This window comes from Mangrovimonas xylaniphaga, assembly GCF_001280435.1.
Classification (GTDB): Bacteria; Bacteroidota; Bacteroidia; order Flavobacteriales; family Flavobacteriaceae; genus Mangrovimonas_A; species Mangrovimonas_A xylaniphaga.
This window is the reverse complement of record NZ_LBIP01000022.1, coordinates 82,769-97,937: the sequence shown is the minus strand read 5'-3', so window position 1 is coordinate 97,937 and position 15,169 is coordinate 82,769. Positions and strand designations below refer to the sequence as shown.

Genomic DNA, 15,169 nt, shown 5'->3' with positions numbered 1-15,169 from the left:
TCAATACGATTTCGGGATTTGGTGGGTAGCTGCGCAAGCAGCCCCAATAATGCCCGCATGGTTGCCTAAATGGGCAGGAACCACGGGGGTTTCAATGGTAATGTAATCTTTGAATTTATCAAATTCATCGGAAGTCCCACCTCCAAGAATAATCAAATCGGGGCATACCAGAGTTTCAACCAAGCCTAGAAAGGTGTTGAAGCGTTTGCCCCATTTTTTGAAACTTAGGTTTTGATCTTTTTTTGAAGAGGCAGCGGCCCATTGCTCAATTTTTTCGTACTTCTTGTAAGGGATTTGCCCCAATTCAAAATTAGGAATCAATTTTCCTTCGTAAAAGGCGCCACTTCCCAAGCCGGTACCTATGGTAATGGTAAGTACAAATCCTGGTTTACCTTGTCCAATGCCATAATTCATAACGGCATATCCGGCTGCATCTGCATCGTTGATGACTGTTACGGGTAAGTGTACTTCTTTAGAAAATAATTCTTCTACATTGATGTGGTCCCATTCTTCATGGAGGTTTCCAGAAGCCTTACAAATACCATGTTTTATAATACTAGGAAATCCGCAGCCAATAGGTCCAGAGTAATTAAAATGCTTAACAATTTGGGCAAACACTTTGGCCATTTCTTCGGGTTTTCGGGAAAGGGGTGTTGGTATTCTATATCTTTTGGTGATAAGTTCTCCTGTGATGGTATTCACTAATGCTCCTTTCATGCCCGATCCGCCGACATCGATTCCTAGAATTTCCATAGAATTAAATTTTCTGAATGCTTAAAATTACTAAATCTATTAGAAAACCCCTCGTCAAAATGGTGTCATAATTAAGTGAAATTGATTTTTTATATCAATTTTTAGAAACAAAAAAGCACTCAAGAATTGAGTGCCTTTAAATCCTAAAGAAGGTAAACGTTTTTAAATTATTGTAGACTGACCCAAATGGATGTTAGTGAAATTAATATTACTGTCTTTAGGATTGTTGATGAAATCTTCAACAAAATCACCAACCTTAGACGTTGTAATGTTGTTATATTTTCTGTTCAAATCTGGGGTCATTATTTCTAATTGTATCGATTTTTCTACAGCATTTCTAACCATATCGGCTTCGTCATTCAAACCAAAATGATCCAATAACATGGCAGCGGACAAAATAGATGCAACTGGGTTCGCAATGTTTTTTCCTTTAGCTTGAGGATAGGAACCGTGGATTGGCTCAAACATGGCATATTTTTTACCTACAGAAGCCGAGGCCAAAAGCCCAATAGACCCTCCAATAACACTGGCTTCATCACTGATGATGTCGCCAAACATGTTCTCGGTTAAAATAACATCAAACTGTTTTGGATTGAGAATCATTTGCATGGCAGCATTATCTACGAACAAGAAATCTAAAGTTACATCAGGGTAAGAGGTGGAAAGCTCGGTCACTACTTTTCTCCATAAACGGGAAGATTCCAAAACATTGGCCTTGTCTACCAAGGTGAGTTTCTTGCTTCTAGTTTGGGCAGCCTTAAATGCCAAATGGGCAATGCGTTCAATTTCTTCACGTGTATACAAACAAAGGTCAGAAGCAGTGTTGCCATCATCACTTAAATATTTGTCTCCAAAATAAATACCTCCAGTCAATTCTCGGTAAATACTAATGTCTGTTCCTTTAATTTTTTCATCTTTTAAAGGGGAGGCTCCAACAAGGCTATCATAAGCTTTTACCGGTCTAATATTGGCAAACAACCCAAGTTCTTTTCTTAGCTTAAGCAATCCTTGTTCTGGACGTACTTTTGCCGAAGGATCATTGTCGTATTTAGGGTCGCCAATGGCTCCAAATAACACAGCATCACTATGTTTGCAAATGTCTAAAGTGGCATCTGGTAAAGGATTCCCCGTTTCGTCTATGGCAATGGCTCCAACAAGAGCCGACTTGAACCTAAAGCTATGGTTGAATTCCTGTGCGATGGCCTTTAACACCTTAATTGCCTGATCGGTCACTTCTGGACCAATTCCATCTCCTGATAAAACAGCAATATCTAATTTCATTTCTTTATGTGAAGGACCATTTGTAGCCTTCTCTACTTCTTAGTTTGTTCTACTTAATTCAAAAGCCTCAATGGCTTCTTTTTTACTTAATAAATAATCAATATCATCATACCCATTGATCATACAGGTTTTTTTGTAAGCGTCAATCTCAAAACTTTCCTGTTGGTCGCTACCTTTAATGCCAATGGTTTGATTTTCTAAATCAACGATGAGTTCGGTTTCTGGATTTGCCTTGATGGTATTCAACAAGGTTTCTAGATAGGCCTCGCTCACTTGAACCGGCAATAGCCCGTTGTTCAAGGCATTTCCTTTAAAGATATCAGCAAAAAAACTTGAAACGATTACTTTAAAACCATAACCTACCAAAGCCCATGCGGCATGTTCACGACTGGAGCCACATCCAAAATTATCCCCGGCGACCAAAATGCTTCCTGTATATTTTGGATCGTTTAAAGGGAAGTCTGTATTGAGATTTCCACGTTTGTCGAAGCGCCAATCCCTAAAGGCATTGTCGCCAAATCCTTGCTTGTCTGTAGCTTTTAAAAAACGCGCAGGGATGATTTGATCGGTATCTATATTTTCAATGGCCAACGGAATGGCTCTTGATTGTAACGTTGTAAACTTTTCCATATTTGTTTCCTTTCCGTTGAAAGGTTTAGCTCATTAATTCTTTTTCAAAAGCATTTTCAAAAGCTTTTGATACATCTACTATTTTTCCTGCAACTGCTGTTGCGGCCGCCACTAATGGACTAGCCAAAATGGTTCTGGCACCCTGGCCTTGTCGTCCTTCGAAATTTCTGTTGGAAGTAGAAACGCAGTATTCTCCTTGCGGGATTTTATCATCGTTCATGGCCAAACACGCAGAACAACCTGGTTGTCGCAATTCAAAACCGGCAGTTTCAAAAATGTCTTTTAAGCCTTCGTCTATAATTTGGGCTTCTACTTGCTTACTTCCAGGAACTAACCATGCAGTTACGTTATCGGCCTTATGTTTGCCTTTAATGTAGTTGGCAGCCACTCTAAAATCTTCAATTCTAGAATTGGTGCAGCTACCAATAAATACATAGTTGATAGGTTTATCTACTAAGGATTCTCCTTTTTGGAAATCCATGTATTCCAAGGATTTTTCAAAGGAGGCATCATTCAAAACAGGGATATGTTCTGAAATTTTAATGCCCATACCAGGATTGGTTCCGTAGGTAATCATAGGTTCAATATCTTGGGCATCAAAAACGTATTCTTTGTCAAAGGTCGCGTCAGCATCCGTGGGCAATGTTTTCCAATAGGCGACTTTGTTTTCGAATTCCTCATCTTTAGGTGCAAATTCTCTGTCTTTTATGTATTCAAAAGTGGTTTGGTCTGGGGCAATCATGCCACCTCGAGCACCCATTTCAATGCTCATATTGCAAACAGTCATTCGGCCTTCCATACTCATGTTTTCAAACACGTCTCCAGCATATTCGCAGAAATAGCCGGTTCCTGAATTGGTGCCCAATTTTGAAATGATATAAAGAATGACATCTTTGGGTAGGACGCCATTCTTTAACTTGCCATTAACCGTTACACGTAAACTTTTAGGCTTTGTCAATAACAAACATTGACTTGCAAATACCTGTGCTACCTGACTGGTCCCAATACCAAAGGCAATTGCTCCAAAAGCACCATGGGTAGAGGTATGCGAATCACCACAAACCATGGTCATGCCTGGTTGGGTGATGCCCAGTTCAGGAGCCATAACATGGACGATGCCATTGTATTGATGTCCTAAATCGTAGAGTGTAATATTATTTTTGTGACAGTTTTCGGCGAGTTGTTTTAACTGATTTCTGGACAGCTCATCTTTAACTGGTAGGTGTTGATTTTTTGTAGGGGTGTTATGGTCTGCGGTGGCCACAATTTGGTTTGGCCTAAATATTGGAATATCTCGTTCTTCAAGTTCGTTAAAAGCTTGTGGGCTGGTAACTTCGTGAATTAAGTGTTTGTCAATATATAATATTTGTGGTCCGTTTTGAATGGAGTCCACAACGTGCGCATCCCAAACTTTATCAAATAAGGTCTTTCCCATTACGCGCTAATTATTTGTTGATATAGGTTACTAGTCTCGATGATGCGGTGGATGTCACTATCATCAACTTCTTTTTTATTATCTGCAAAATTCAAGAAACTGGCATAGATCTCGTCCAATTGCAGTTTGGTCAATTCGTACCCGATGTTTTTGGCCCTGTAAGCTAGGGCAGCTCTCCCACTTCTGGCCGTTAATACGATGGCCGATTCGGTGATGCCGACATCTTTTGGATCGATGATTTCGTAAGTTTCTCTGTTTTTAATGACGCCATCTTGGTGAATTCCTGAGCTGTGGGCAAAGGCATTGGAGCCTACGATGGCTTTGTTAGGTTGGGTGTAAACGCCCATTTGCTCAGATACCAATTGGCTGATGCCGTATAACTCTGGAGTTTTAATATTGGTATCCAAGTTTAGGTAAGGGTGCTGTTTTAAAATCATGACGACTTCTTCCAACGCAGTATTTCCGGCACGTTCGCCAATACCGTTGATGGTACATTCAATTTGGCGAGCACCGTTAATAACACCTTCTATGGAATTGGCCGTGGCTAATCCTAAGTCGTTATGGCAATGGCAAGACAAGATGGCCTTTTCAATACCTTTTACGTTTTCTTTTAAGTATTTGATTTTTGCTCCATATTCACTAGGCAAACAATAACCTGTAGTATCTGGAATATTTAAAACGGTTGCACCTGCTTTAATAGCCATTTCGCAAACACGCGCCAAATACTCATTGTCTGTTCTTCCGGCATCTTCGGCATAAAATTCCACTTCTTCCACAAAGGATTTGGCATATTTTACGGCTTCGTAGGCACGTACCAAAACTTGTTCTCTGGTAGAGTTGAATTTAAATTTTATATGGGAGTCGGAAGTTCCAATACCTGTATGGATTCTAGGGCGTTTAGCATACTTCAAGGCTTCGGCTGCAACTTTTATATCGTTTTCAACAGCTCTGGTCAAACCACAAACTGTTGCATTCTTTACTAATTTGGAAATGGCCTCAACAGATTCAAAGTCGCCAGGGCTAGAAACTGGAAATCCTGCCTCAATAACATCTACTCCTAGGTGGTCCAACTTTTTGGCAATAATCAACTTTTGGGTTGTATTTAGCTTACACCCAGGAACCTGTTCACCATCTCTTAAGGTGGTGTCAAAAATTTGTACGTGCTCTTTAGACATTTATAGAAATATATTTTTGTATTGTCTTACGAATTTATACTTTGGTTATTCATTTCACTTTGGTTTTTAGAAAGTATTACGATGTTCAAACTTGTTTTTGATAAGTAAAACGCTTGAAATCAGTATTTTAAAGTTTATTTTTGTTTGATGACTAAGGACGTGAAAGACAATTTGTTTGTGTTGGTGAAATCCATGACTAAATCGGAAAAACGCCAGTTTAAGCTGTATGTGGGACGGTTGGGAGTTAATGAGGATTCTAAGTTTCTGAATCTGTTCAATATTATGGATAGACTCTCGGTGTATGATGAGGCCATTATCCTGAAAAGTGGGGTGGTCAAAAAACAACAATTGGCCAATGTCAAGGCGCATTTGTACAAGCAAATCCTGATTAGTCTCCGTTTGAATCCTTCACATCAAAACACAAGGTCGCAATTGCGGGAACAATTGGATTTTGCTTCAATTTTATACCATAAAGGACTTTATAAGCAGGCCTTGAAAATTTTAGACAAGTCCAAGGAATTGGCAATTCAGAGTGAAGAGAAGAATTTGGCTTTTGAAATCGTAGAACTTGAAAAAATCATCGAATCGCAATACATTACTAGAAGTATCAGTGGGCGTGCCGATGAGTTGACAATTCAAGCCAAAGAATTGAGCAAGGCCAATGTTATAGCCAGTAAACTTTCCAACTTGTCACTGCAACTTTACGGTTTGTTTCTCAAGATAGGTTACGTTAAAAATGAAGCCGAAGCTAAGCAAATAAGGGACTATTTCCAGGCCCGCCTTCCAAAATACGATATCAACGAACTGGGTTTTAGGGAACGCCTTTGGCTTTACAAGGCCAATTTATGGTACAGTTTTTTGCTTCAGGATTTTTTGAATTGTTATAAATATGCCCTTCGTTGGGTCAAGCTTTTTGATAAACATCCTGACATGATCAACCTTAATCCTGTGTTTTTCATCAAGGGGAACAATTACCTTTTGGAGGCTCTGTTCTACACTAAAAACAAACGAAAATTCGAGCATTATTTACGAAAGTTTGAGACTATTGTTGCCGCAAAATCCTTTCCTAAAGATGAAAATGTTGAAGCGCTTACGTTTTTGTATTTAAATGTCAATAGGCTTAATTATTACTTCATAGATGGAAGCTTTCAGGAAGGTTTGTATCTAATTCCAATTATCGAAAAGGACCTGCAAGAGTATAAAGATCGTATTGATGAACACCACACCATGGTGTTTTATTACAAGTTTGCCAGTTTGCATTTTGGAGCAGGAAACAACAAGGAATGTATTGCATATTTGGATAAAATTATTTCCAATAAATCCCTATCCATGCGAGAAGATCTGCTCTGTTTTTCAAGAGTATTGAACCTAGTTGCCCACTACGAAGGCGGGTATGATTACCATATTGAAAAGCTCTTGAGGAGCACCTATAAATTCCTGTTGAAGATCAACGATCTTTACGAAGTCCAAAAAGAAATGATCAAGTTCATTAAAGGGCTTCAGGATGTGTATCCACAGGATATTAAAAAGGCATTTATTGAACTTCATAAAACCTTTAAAACCTACGAAAACGATCCTTACGAAAGACGAGCGTTCTTGTATTTGGACATTATTTCTTGGTTGGAAAGCAAAATCTACAACAAGCCTGTAGCGCAAATTATCAGAGAAAAGTATTTGGCAGAATTTTCATGATAAAATCATAAAAAATTCAAAAAGTGGAGAATAAATTTGGATTTTAAGTTTTTCTAACTGAATATTTGCACTCACAAAGTTCACTCACTTATTGAAAATGTTATCAAGAAAGGTGGAGGGATTAGACCCAACGAAACCTTAGCAACCCTTTAGCAATAAAGAAGGTGCTACATTCTACTAAAAGCAACGTGTTTTTGGATAGATAACCCAACGAGAATTACAGTCTGTAATTTTCTATAAATTCTTTGTAACATATTCTATTTAGGTATGCCCAATTGGGCTCGAGCTTTTTGTTTTTAAATTTTTAATTTTGAAATGAAAGCACTTAAATTCATACAACTGGATAATTTTACTCTTGAAAGCGGAGTAGAATTGCCAATACAATTATCTTATCAAACATTTGGGCTACCGCTTCATGAAGCCCCAATAGTAGTGGTAAATCATGCTCTTACAGGAAACAGTAATGTTGCCGGAGACGATGGCTGGTGGGGAAGCTTGATTGGAGACGATAAAATTATCGATACCAAAAAATTCACGGTGCTAGCCTTTAATATTCCAGGTAATGGGTACGACGGATTCCTAATTGAAAACTATAAGGATTTTGTAGCGCGTGATGTTGCCAAATTGTTTTTAAAAGGTTTGGAAGAACTAAACATTCAACAGGTGTTTGCCTTGATAGGCGGTTCGCTAGGAGGTGGGATTGCTTGGGAAATGGCCGTTTTGAAACCTAATCTAGCCGAGTATTTAATCCCGGTGGCAACCGACTGGAAATCGACCGATTGGTTGATTGCCAATTGCCAAATTCAAGAGCAGTTTTTGGTGAATTCCAACAACCCAGTACATGATGCCCGAATGCACGCCATGTTGTGTTATAGAACGCCTAAGTCGTTTAAGGAACGTTTCCAAAGAAGTATTAACAATGAATTGGAAATTTTTAATGTAGAGAGTTGGTTGTTACATCATGGTAATAAGTTGCAGGAACGTTTTCAGTTGTCGGCTTACAAATTGATGAATCAGTTGCTGAAAACCATCGACGTTACCAAAGGAAGAGAAGCCAACGAAAATATATTGGACATCATCAGTTCCAAAATTGCCATCGTAGGTGTGGACTCCGATTTGTTTTTTACTGCGGAAGAAAACAGGGAAACCCAAAAACAAATGGCCGCAACGCATCCAAATGTGACCTATCACGAAATCCATTCAGATCATGGTCACGATGCATTTTTAATAGAATTTGAACAGTTAGAAAAAATTATAGAGGGCATTTTTAGCCCAGATACAAAACACAAGAGAATGAAAATATTGAAGTTTGGCGGGAAGTCTTTAGGAAATGGAGAAGGTCTTACAAGAGCCCTTGAAATCATAGAGAAAAAGGTTAATGATGGCGAAAAAATAGCAGTGGTTGTATCGGCTAGAGGGAATGCCACAGACGAATTGGAAGCTTTGCTTGAAAAAGCTTCTAAGAAGGAAGTGTACAAACCCGATTTTGAAGCTTTCAAAGCCTATCAGGTAGAGCCATTGTCAAGTATTGATTTTACAGGTGAGTTTTCGGCTTTGGAAAATATTTTCGAAGGGGTGGCTTTGCTTGGGGATTACAGTGAAAAAATCAAAAGTCAGGTATTGGCTTTCGGGGAATTATTGTCAGCCAAAATTATTTCCGAAATATTAAAAGGAAAAGGCATTAATGCTAATGCAACGGACTCTAGAACCTTGATAAAAACTGAAGGTGATTTTGGAAATTCGCAACCTATTCAAAAGATTTCCAAGGAGAAAGTTGTGGAACATTTTAAGAAATTCAATGGCTCTACAGTGCATATTGTTACGGGGTTCATCGCATCTAATTTGGATGGAGAAACAACGACTTTGGGACGCAACGGAAGTAATTATTCTGCTTCTTTGTTGGCCAATTTCTTGGATGCAGAAGAATTGCAAAATTATACGCATGTAAATGGTATTTACACAGCGAATCCTGATTTGGTAGCCGATGCTCAAAAAATTAGAGAGCTGTCCTTTAGCGAAGCGAATGAATTGGCAAACTTTGGAACCAGTGTACTGCATGCTAAAACCATCATTCCATTGGTGGAAAAAAATATTAATTTAAGAATCTTGAACACCTTCAATTCCGATGGGGAAGGTACCTTGATTACGGCCAAACCAAGCAATAAGGAAGTAACCTCATTGTCGGTTTTGGATAATGTAGCCCTTTTGAATTTTGAAGGAAGAGGTCTTTTAGGAAAAGTTGGGGTGGATGCCCGAATTTTTAAAGCCTTGAGTGACCAAAATATCAGTGTGAGTATTGTGTCGCAAGGATCTTCGGAAAGAGGAATTGGCTTGATCATTGATGCTTCAAAAGCAACGCAAGCTGTGGTGGCATTGGAGCGTGAATTTGAAAATGATTTTTACACTCAAGACGTTAACAAAATTGGCGTGGTAGATGATGTGTCGGTAATTTCTATTATTGGGATTGAGTTGAGCTCGTTCCACAAGCCATTCAATGCCTTGATCAAAAACCAAATTACACCACTATTATTCAATAATACGGTAACTGGTAGAAATGTGAGTTTGGTGGTGAAAAAGAATCAGTTACACAAGGCTGTCAATGTTATTCATGGGGAGATTTTTGGAATTTCCAAGAAAATCAACATTGCCATTTTTGGCCATGGATTGGTTGGAGGTGCTTTGATCAATCAGATTTTGAAATCGAAAGATGAAATTGAAAAGCGCAAGGGAATCAGCTTGAATGTATTCGCAATAGCCAATTCAAAACAAGTGATTTTAGATAAAAACGGCGTTGATGAAAATTGGAAGGAAGCCTTGAAAGCTGAAACTTCAGGATATCAACTTCAGGATATAGTGGATTTCGCCAAAAAACACCATTTGGAAAACTTGATCGCTGTGGATAATACTGCAAGCGGGGTGTTCCATGAAAATTACAAGCCATTGGTGGAAGCGGGATTTGATTTGGTGTCGTCCAATAAAATTGCCAACACCATTTCCCACGATTTTTACACCGATTTAAGAGAGCACTTAAAAGATCACAACAAACAATACCTTTACGAAACTACGGTGGGTGCTGGATTGCCATTAATTGACACCATCAAGTTATTGCACGAATCTGGTGAAAATATTACTAGAATTAGAGGGGTGTTTTCTGGGACGTTGAGTTATTTGTTTAATAACTTTTCTGTTCAGGACAAACCGTTCAGCGCCATTGTTCAGGAAACTATCGATAAAGGATTTACGGAGCCAGATCCAAGAGAGGATTTCTCTGGGAATGATGTAGCACGTAAATTATTGATCTTGGCTCGCGAGTTGGATTTGCATAACGAATTTGAGGATGTTTCTGTTCAAAATTTAATCCCTGAAGCTTATAGAAATATTTCAGTTCAGGAATTTTTGGGGCAATTGGATGTGCTTGATGAGGAATTCCAAAAAATCAAAGAACAGCAGGAACCGGGCCATGTGTTGAGATATGTTGGAGATTTGTTTGGTGACCTGTCGCAGGAGAAAGGGAATTTGGAAGTAAAATTGGTTTCTATTCCAGAAGACAGCACTTTGGGACATGTAAAAGGTTCCGATGCCATTTTTGAAATTTTTACAGAATCTTATGGAGAACAGCCAATCGTAATCCAAGGGGCCGGTGCAGGAGCCGAAGTAACCGCCAGAGGTGTCTTTGGTGATATTTTACGATTGTCTAAACACATTAACTAATAAGAAAACACAATTCCAAAATTCAATTTGGAACACAAAATACCTATTGTCATGAGTCAAAAACATTTCGAAACCGAAGCTATCAGAACACAGTTGGAGCGTTCGCAATATTCAGAGCATTCAGCGCCTTTGTATCTCACCTCAAGTTTTAAATTTGATGATGCCGAGGACATGCGTGCCTCCTTTGCAGAGGAAAAGGAACGCAATATTTACAGCCGTTTTACCAACCCAAATACTTCGGAGTTTGTGGAGAAAATCTGCAAATTGGAGGGAGCTGAAGCTGGTTATGCCTATGCTACGGGAATGTCGGCAGTGTTTTCAACCTTCGCGGCTTTGTTGAATGCAGGAGACCATGTGGTTTCGTGTCGAAGTGTATTTGGTTCTACTCATGCGTTGTTTACCACCTATCTTCCAAAGTGGAATATTGAAACCACCTATTTTAAGGAGAGTGAAGTTGATAAAATTGAAGAATTGATTCAACCTAACACCAAAATTCTATATGCCGAAACACCTACCAACCCAGCGGTAGATATTTTGGATTTGGAATTGTTAGGGAAGATTGCCAAGAAACATAACATCCTATTGGTGATTGATAATTGCTTCGCGACGCCCTATTTGCAAAACCCAATTAAGTTTGGTGCCGATTTGGTAATTCATTCCGCAACTAAGTTAATCGATGGACAAGGTCGTGTGTTAGGGGGAGTGACTGTTGGAAGTAAGAAGTTGATTAGAGAGATTTATTTGTTCTCAAGAAATACAGGGCCGTCTTTGTCGCCATTTAATGCTTGGGTGTTATCCAAAAGCTTAGAAACCTTGCCTGTTCGCGTGGATAGACATTGCGAAAATGCCTTGAAGGTGGCAGAATTTTTAGAAAGCCATGACAATGTCAATTTTGTGAAATATCCATTTTTAAAATCGCACCCGCAGTATGAAATTGCCAAAAAGCAAATGAAACAAGGAGGGAATATTGTAGCTTTTGAAATTAAAGGAGGAGTAGAAGCTGGGCGTAAGTTTTTGGATGCTCTTAAAATGGCTTCGCTTTCTGCCAATTTGGGAGACACGAGAACTATTGTAACGCACCCGGCCTCAACAACACACAGTAAATTAAGTGAAGCTGATAGATTGGAAGTTGGGATTACCGATGGATTGGTAAGGGTTTCTGTAGGTTTGGAGCATTTCGAGGATATTATTGCCGATTTAGGACAGGCGTTAGATTGATATAAGAATTTGGTTATATTTGAGCAATGCTTTCAAAGAAAACCAAATACGGTCTAAAGGCACTAACATTCTTGGCCAGACAGGAGAATTTTAGTCCAGTACAAATAGGAGTGATTTCCCAACATGAAAATATTTCCCAAAAGTTTTTGGAGAGTATTCTATTAACATTGCGGAAAAATGGTTTCTTGGGATCCAAGAAAGGTAAGGGCGGAGGCTATTACCTGCTTAGGGATCCCAAGGATATCAAAATGTCTGCCGTAATGCGTATTTTGGAAGGTCCCATTGCCATGGTGCCTTGCGTAAGTTTGAACTTCTATGAGAAGTGTGAAGACTGCCCGAATGAAAAAACGTGCTCTGTTCACAAATTGATGATGGAAGTAAGGGATAGCACGCTTAATATCTTCAACAATAAGTCCTTGGCGGACATAATTTGATTATTTAACATTAAAATTTACAGCGCTTTAAATTATTTTGTATACTTTTGTTTTTAAATCCTACTATTCCGATAGGATAATAGGAGTTAAAATTTAAATTATGATTGGACATACCATTGATATCGCATATTGGAATCAAGTGTTGCGAGACAAAACACCAGATGAAATTATTGACTGGGCTTTAACTGTATCAGAAAACCGAATTGTCACTACTAGTTTTGGAGTGTATTCTTCAGTATTGTTGAGCACCATGGTCAGGAAGGATAAGGGCATTAAGGTGATTTGGTGTGATACCCTTTATAATGAAAACAGTACGTATGAGCATGCCTCAAATTTGATTAGACAATACAATTTGAATATCTATAGGTATCAGTCCCTAAAAAGCAAGGCTGAAATTGATGCCACTATTGGTTTACCTGGATTGGAAGATGATAATCATGCTGAATTTTCGGAAGTTGTGAAATTGGAGCCGTTCAGAAGAGCGCTTAAAGAACATCAGCCCGATTTATGGTTTACAAACATTAGAGTGCGGCAGACAGAACTTAGAAGCAAGAAGGATATTTTGAGTTTGAGTAAGGACGGTATTTTAAAGGTAAGCCCCTTTTATTATTGGACCGATGCAGACTTAGACAATTATTTGGAAGTTCACGGACTGCCCAAAAATCATGATTATTTCGATCCTATAAAGGCATTGAAAAACAGAGAGTGTGGTATACACTTGCAATAACAGCAAACAGGCATTATGCAAAGTTTTAGAACAGAAATAGAAAATCCAGTTGTAGAGAGGGACATTATTGAATTGGCCAATAAAATTGAGCTGTTTCATAATGGTAAGATCGATGAGGAGAAATTCCGAAGCCTGCGTTTGGCTCGTGGAGTTTATGGGCAACGTCAACACGGAGTGCAAATGATTCGCATCAAATTGCCTTACGGAAAAGTATTGAGCAAGCAGTTGCGAAGAATTGCAGATGTGTCGGATGAATATTCTAGAGGGAGATTGCACATTACTACGCGTCAGGATATCCAGATCCATTATGTAGATTTGGACAGAACCCCAGAGCTTTGGGCCGAATTGGAGCGTGATGAGGTCACCTTACGTGAAGCTTGTGGAAATACAGTAAGAAATGTCACTGCAAGTGAAACAGCGGGAATTGACATTGATGAACCTTTCGATGTATCTCCTTATGCTGATGCTGTGTTCAAATTCTTTTTGAGAAATCCTATCTGTCAGGAAATGGGGCGCAAGTTTAAGGTGTCATTTTCGGCTTCCGATGCGGATACAGGCTTGTCTTATATGCACGATTTGGGCTTTATTGCAAAAATTCAAAATGGCACTAGAGGTTTTAAGGTAATGCTTGCAGGTGGTTTGGGTTCCCAACCACGTCATGCCGATGTACTGTATGAGTTCTTGCCTTCAGATAAAATTATTCCAGTGATGGAAGGTGTTTTGAGAATTTTTGATCGCCATGGAGAACGTAAAAGTCGCGCCAAGGCACGTGTCAAATTCTTAGTAAAGGATATTGGCTTGGAGGCTTTCAGACAATTGGTGGATGAGGAGCAAGCGGCTATAGAATACAAATCTGTTCCTATTGATGCAGATTCGTATCCAATATCAGTGCCTGTTAAGGTTACAGTTCCGAATGTAGAATTGGTTGATGTGGAGACCTTTAATAAATGGAAGGCTACTAACATTGTTCCTCAAAAACAGGAAGGTTATGTGGCTATTGGTATTAAAGTGTTATTAGGTGATTTTTATACGGATAAAGCCAGATTGTTGGCAGATTTGGTGGAAACCTATGCTGCTGGTGAAATTAGGTTGACCTTGCGTCAGAATATCTTGATTCCTTTTGTCAAGGAAGAATTGTTGCCTTTCTTTTATCAAGAGTTGAGCAAGTTGGGCTTTACCGAACTTGGTTATAATAAAGCAGTGGATATCACCGCATGTCCAGGAACAGACACCTGTAATTTAGGAATTGCTAGCAGTACTGGAATTGCCGAAGAGTTGGAGCGTGTCATTAAGGCCGAATATCCGCAATATTTGGATAATGAAGATTTGATTATCAAAATTAGTGGTTGTATGAATGCTTGTGGACAGCACACTATGGCCAATATAGGATTTCAGGGAATGTCCATTCGTACGCCTGATAAATTGGTGGCACCGGCATTGCAAGTATTGTTAGGAGGTGGTAACAAAGGAAACGGGAATGGGATTTTCGCTGATAAAGTGGTAAAAGTTCCGAGTAGACGAGGGCCTGAGGCCTTGCGTAGAATTTTGAATGACTATGAAGCCAATGCTAAAGGAAAGCCTTTTGTGGACTATTATTTGGAGCAGGGACAGAAGTATTTCTACGATTTCTTGACTGATTTGTCTGATGTTTCCAACCTAACCCAAGAAGATTTTATTGATTGGGGAACGAATGAAAAGTATGTGAAAGCCATTGGGGTTGGAGAATGTGCTGGTGTGGTCATCGATTTGGTATCGACACTGTTTTTGGAAAGTGAGGAAAAAATTGAATTGGCAGAACAGTCCTTTGAGGATAAAGTGTATTCGGCGGCGGTGTATCACGCTTATGGTTCCATGGTGAACTCGGCAAAAGCCATTTTGATTTCCGAAGATATTTCAGTGAACACCCATGCGGGAATCATTTCCCAATTTGATTCACTTTTTGTAGATTTAAATCGACTAAATCTTGAAAATTCATTTTCAGATTTGGTTTATCAAATAAAACACAACGCCCCAACGAAGGAATTTGCAGCGAATTATATTCAAAGTGCCAAAGCATTTTTGTCTACAGTAAGAGTATTTAGGGCAGAAGAGCAGAAAGTGGCCAGTTAATTGT

Annotated in this window: 11 protein-coding genes and 1 riboswitch; of the genes, 6 read left to right on the top strand and 5 right to left on the bottom strand. The window is 39.1% G+C overall.

Annotated elements, in window-relative coordinates:
* The 5 genes from ppgK to ZA06_RS15855 form a co-directional block, all read right to left on the bottom strand.
* Positions 1 to 753, bottom strand: a complete 753-nt coding sequence (gene ppgK, locus ZA06_RS15875; protein ID WP_053978480.1) for a polyphosphate--glucose phosphotransferase — start codon at positions 751 to 753, stop codon at positions 1 to 3.
* Positions 754 to 915: 162 nt separating this feature from the next.
* Entirely contained in the window at positions 916 to 2,034 is a 1,119-nt protein-coding gene (gene leuB / locus ZA06_RS15870; protein ID WP_053978479.1) for a 3-isopropylmalate dehydrogenase, read from the bottom strand.
* A 39-nt stretch (positions 2,035 to 2,073) separates the two neighbouring features.
* Positions 2,074 to 2,664, bottom strand: a complete 591-nt coding sequence (leuD, locus tag ZA06_RS15865; protein ID WP_053978478.1) for a 3-isopropylmalate dehydratase small subunit — start codon at positions 2,662 to 2,664, stop codon at positions 2,074 to 2,076.
* Positions 2,665 to 2,689: 25 nt separating this feature from the next.
* The gene (gene leuC / locus ZA06_RS15860) at positions 2,690 to 4,099 is read right to left on the bottom strand and encodes a 3-isopropylmalate dehydratase large subunit (RefSeq protein WP_053978477.1); all 1,410 of its coding nucleotides are present in this window, start codon (positions 4,097 to 4,099) and stop codon (positions 2,690 to 2,692) included.
* Entirely contained in the window at positions 4,099 to 5,274 is a 1,176-nt protein-coding gene (locus ZA06_RS15855; protein ID WP_082332058.1) for a 2-isopropylmalate synthase, read from the bottom strand. The genes leuC and ZA06_RS15855 overlap by 1 nt, the downstream gene beginning before the upstream one ends.
* 147 nt (positions 5,275 to 5,421) lie before the next feature.
* Here ZA06_RS15855 and ZA06_RS15850 point away from each other — a divergent pair, with 147 nt between their 5' ends.
* The 6 genes from ZA06_RS15850 to ZA06_RS15825 all read left to right on the top strand — a co-directional run bounded on the left by ZA06_RS15850 (position 5,422) and on the right by ZA06_RS15825 (position 15,165).
* Positions 5,422 to 6,966 carry a hypothetical protein gene (locus ZA06_RS15850; RefSeq protein WP_053978476.1) on the top strand — a complete coding sequence of 515 codons (1,545 nt, stop codon included), beginning with the start codon at positions 5,422 to 5,424 and terminating at the stop codon, positions 6,964 to 6,966.
* Positions 6,967 to 7,063: 97 nt separating this feature from the next.
* A riboswitch (SAM riboswitch) is annotated at positions 7,064 to 7,175 on the top strand.
* Between the two features lie 106 nt (positions 7,176 to 7,281).
* Entirely contained in the window at positions 7,282 to 10,677 is a 3,396-nt protein-coding gene (thrA, locus tag ZA06_RS15845; protein WP_053978475.1) for a bifunctional aspartate kinase/homoserine dehydrogenase I, read from the top strand.
* Positions 10,678 to 10,728: 51 nt separating this feature from the next.
* Entirely contained in the window at positions 10,729 to 11,895 is a 1,167-nt protein-coding gene (locus ZA06_RS15840; RefSeq protein ID WP_053978474.1) for an O-succinylhomoserine sulfhydrylase, read from the top strand.
* A gap of 26 nt (positions 11,896 to 11,921) precedes the next feature.
* Positions 11,922 to 12,329, top strand: coding sequence for an RrF2 family transcriptional regulator (locus ZA06_RS15835; protein ID WP_053978473.1), 408 nt, complete (start codon positions 11,922 to 11,924; stop codon positions 12,327 to 12,329).
* A gap of 100 nt (positions 12,330 to 12,429) precedes the next feature.
* Entirely contained in the window at positions 12,430 to 13,056 is a 627-nt protein-coding gene (locus ZA06_RS15830; protein WP_053978472.1) for a phosphoadenosine phosphosulfate reductase domain-containing protein, read from the top strand.
* Positions 13,057 to 13,071: 15 nt separating this feature from the next.
* Positions 13,072 to 15,165, top strand: a complete 2,094-nt coding sequence (locus tag ZA06_RS15825) for a HEPN domain-containing protein (protein WP_053978471.1) — start codon at positions 13,072 to 13,074, stop codon at positions 15,163 to 15,165.
* Positions 15,166 to 15,169 lie beyond the last annotated feature (4 nt).

Bases quoted from the DNA above. Each gene is read 5' to 3' on its own strand.
- leuB (WP_053978479.1), bottom strand. From the start codon at position 2,034: ATGAAATTAGATATTGCTGTTTTATCAGGAGATGGAATTGGTCCAGAA.
- ppgK (WP_053978480.1), bottom strand. From the start codon at position 753: ATGGAAATTCTAGGAATCGATGTCGGCGGATCGGGCATGAAAGGAGCA.
- ZA06_RS15825 (WP_053978471.1), top strand. From the start codon at position 13,072: ATGCAAAGTTTTAGAACAGAAATAGAAAATCCAGTTGTAGAGAGGGAC.
- thrA (WP_053978475.1), top strand. From the start codon at position 7,282: ATGAAAGCACTTAAATTCATACAACTGGATAATTTTACTCTTGAAAGC.
- ZA06_RS15850 (WP_053978476.1), top strand. From the start codon at position 5,422: ATGACTAAGGACGTGAAAGACAATTTGTTTGTGTTGGTGAAATCCATG.
- leuD (WP_053978478.1), bottom strand. From the start codon at position 2,664: ATGGAAAAGTTTACAACGTTACAATCAAGAGCCATTCCGTTGGCCATT.
- leuC (WP_053978477.1), bottom strand. From the start codon at position 4,099: ATGGGAAAGACCTTATTTGATAAAGTTTGGGATGCGCACGTTGTGGAC.
- ZA06_RS15855 (WP_082332058.1), bottom strand. From the start codon at position 5,274: ATGTCTAAAGAGCACGTACAAATTTTTGACACCACCTTAAGAGATGGT.
- ZA06_RS15835 (WP_053978473.1), top strand. From the start codon at position 11,922: ATGCTTTCAAAGAAAACCAAATACGGTCTAAAGGCACTAACATTCTTG.
- ZA06_RS15840 (WP_053978474.1), top strand. From the start codon at position 10,729: ATGAGTCAAAAACATTTCGAAACCGAAGCTATCAGAACACAGTTGGAG.
- ZA06_RS15830 (WP_053978472.1), top strand. From the start codon at position 12,430: ATGATTGGACATACCATTGATATCGCATATTGGAATCAAGTGTTGCGA.